This window comes from Pseudomonas chaetocerotis, assembly GCF_015712105.2.
GTDB classification, from domain to species: domain Bacteria; phylum Pseudomonadota; class Gammaproteobacteria; order Pseudomonadales; family Pseudomonadaceae; genus Aquipseudomonas; species Aquipseudomonas chaetocerotis.
Window position 1 is genome coordinate 1 of record NZ_JACFYX020000029.1, and the last position, 2,303, is coordinate 2,303.

Consider the following 2,303-nt stretch of genomic DNA (forward strand, 5'->3'; position numbering starts at 1 on the left):
CGGTGCGCTGAAAAACCTGGGCGTTAAATGGCGCAACGCCACACTACGTTCAACCAACTTCGGCAACGACGTTGATGAGAACCGCCTGATCGTGAGCTACACCCTTCCACTGCTGTAATTAGCAATAATCCGTGCGTTGCACTGTTTGTGCAGCGCACGCATTTAGCGAAATGCACAGACGGCGACTATGGGGAGCCGCCAAGAGTGCATTACTACCGCTAACGATCGCCTCACCAAAGCTGACTTTCCAATGACCCACTCACTGATACCTGGGTAGAAATTGTTATCTTCGGTAGCCGACGCCTGTAATTGCTCTGACGAGTGCCAAACATAACTGACGTATCAAAACCTTTACTCTCAAAGAGTTTAGATCCATTACAGGAATGTAATTCTCGCTTCACGTTTGTGACAGGGTCTTGCGTTTATATTTTAATCACCACCTTGAAGGAGTGATTAAACATGAAAAACCTCAAAGTCATTGCTGCACTTTCCGCTATGGTTGTTTCCTCTGCAGCTCTGGCAGAAGGCGGCGCTGATCGTGTCTATGGTCGGATGATTCAGGCCAATGAGCAGGCCATGCAAGAGTATGCTGCCGCTAACGGAAAGAATCCGCCTGAAGTTATTCATTACCGCTACGGCATGAAACTCGATATCGCCAGGGTCGTGGCCACTACCCCGACGGACTCTAGCTGCGGTGTGATGCCGGCCCAGATGACCTACGAGGACTCCAATGGCGATCTGAATATTCTTGAATACCGGGCAGCCGGGACAGGTTGCCGTAATCAAAACTAGATAAATGACATCGCGCTGACTGAAATGTAATTTCCAAGTCACCCTGACGTTATTTGGCATGTGGAAATATGACCAAGGCGTGCCTGGCTATGCCCGGCGCGCTTGGCACATATATGCGACCACACAATGACAACTGCCAATAACATCAGGAGCATTTATGAATAACAGAACCCTGTTAGGACTTTCTCTGCTCACTCTGAGCGTCAGTACCGGGCAAGCTGCAATGGCCGCCGACGAGAAAGGCGAGGGATTTATCGAAGGCAGCAGCCTGACCATCCTCAATCGAAATCTCTACTTCAACCGTGACTTCCGCAAAGGCCAGTCCAGCAGCTCGGGTAATGGCTATTCGGAAGAGTGGGCGCATGGCGTGATAGGCCGATTCGAGTCTGGCTTCACCGAGGGCACCATAGGCTTCGGTGTCGATGCCTTTGCCATGCTAGGACTTAAACTTGACACTGGCGACGGCCGTTCAGGAGCCGGTGGCTCAGTCGATGTGCTGCCTTACAACAGCCTCGGGCAGGCTGAGGATAACTACTCCAAACTGGGTGGCGCGGTGAAAGCTCGGTTCATGGATACCGAGATCAAGGCAGGCGACGTCTTTCCCGTCAGCCCGGTCGTCCAATACGGTGATGCACGGCTTTTACCGGAGAGTTTCCGAGGTGTCACCGTGGTCAACAGCAGCGTGGAAGGACTGTCGCTTCAGGGCGGTCGCCTCCACTCGATGAGCCAACCCAATACCAGCAGCATGCGCGACGGCTTCGCTACCTTCTACGCGGGCGAAGTGGACTCGCCATGGATCGCCTATTTCGGTGGTGATTACACGCTTAATGACAACGTCGGCTTTAGTCTCTACACCAGCCGCCTCAAGGATGCCTGGAATCAATATTACGCGGGCACCACGCTGAGCTACCCGCTTGCGGACGATGTCGCCTTGATCGGCGGGCTGAACTACTACAAGGCGGTCGATGAAGGGAGGCAGCTCCTCGGGAGCTTCGATAACAACATCTGGAGCGGCAAGGTCGGCATCCAATTCGGCGCTCATACAGTGCTGGTGGGTCTCCAGCGCAACAATGGCGATGATGACTTCGACTACTTGCGCCAATCGGACTCCATCTACCTCGACAACTCCATCCAGTACAGCGACTTCAACTCGCCGAAGGAGAAGTCATGGCAAGTGCGCTATGACCTGGATATGGAGCCTTTCGGTGTGCCTGGATTGAGCTTCATGACTCGATATGCCCAGGGCTGGGATGCCGACTACAGCAACGCCAACGAAGTCTATATGCGCCGTGATGACAACGGCGATCCGTTGACCAACCAGAAGCGCTGGGAGCGGGACATCGAGGCCAAGTACGTTGTGCAGTCTGGGTCGTTGAAGGACATGTCCTTTCGCATTCGACAAGCCACGACTCGCGCCACCGACTTCGAGTCGGATTTGGATGAGTTCCGCCTGATTGTCGAGTACCCGCTGGAAGTTCTCTAACCCTGGCAAGCGAGCGGGTTGATTGCCC

The 2,303-nt window shown here is 53.8% G+C and carries 3 protein-coding genes; all 3 read left to right on the top strand.

Annotated elements, in window-relative coordinates:
* Window positions 1-118 (top strand): OprD family outer membrane porin (locus H3221_RS25475; RefSeq protein WP_224490812.1); only part of this gene is annotated, 118 nt, incomplete at its 5' end.
* 341 nt (window positions 119-459) lie between these two features.
* Window positions 460-792 carry a DUF2790 domain-containing protein gene (locus H3221_RS25480; RefSeq protein ID WP_017675718.1) on the top strand — a complete coding sequence of 111 codons (333 nt, stop codon included), beginning with the start codon at window positions 460-462 and terminating at the stop codon, window positions 790-792.
* A 157-nt stretch (window positions 793-949) separates the two neighbouring features.
* The gene (locus H3221_RS25485; protein ID WP_112211764.1) at window positions 950-2,275 is read left to right on the top strand and encodes an OprD family porin; all 1,326 of its coding nucleotides are present in this window, start codon (window positions 950-952) and stop codon (window positions 2,273-2,275) included.
* Window positions 2,276-2,303 lie beyond the last annotated feature (28 nt).

Bases quoted from the DNA above. Each gene is read 5' to 3' on its own strand.
- H3221_RS25480 (WP_017675718.1), top strand. From the start codon at position 460: ATGAAAAACCTCAAAGTCATTGCTGCACTTTCCGCTATGGTTGTTTCC.
- H3221_RS25485 (WP_112211764.1), top strand. From the start codon at position 950: ATGAATAACAGAACCCTGTTAGGACTTTCTCTGCTCACTCTGAGCGTC.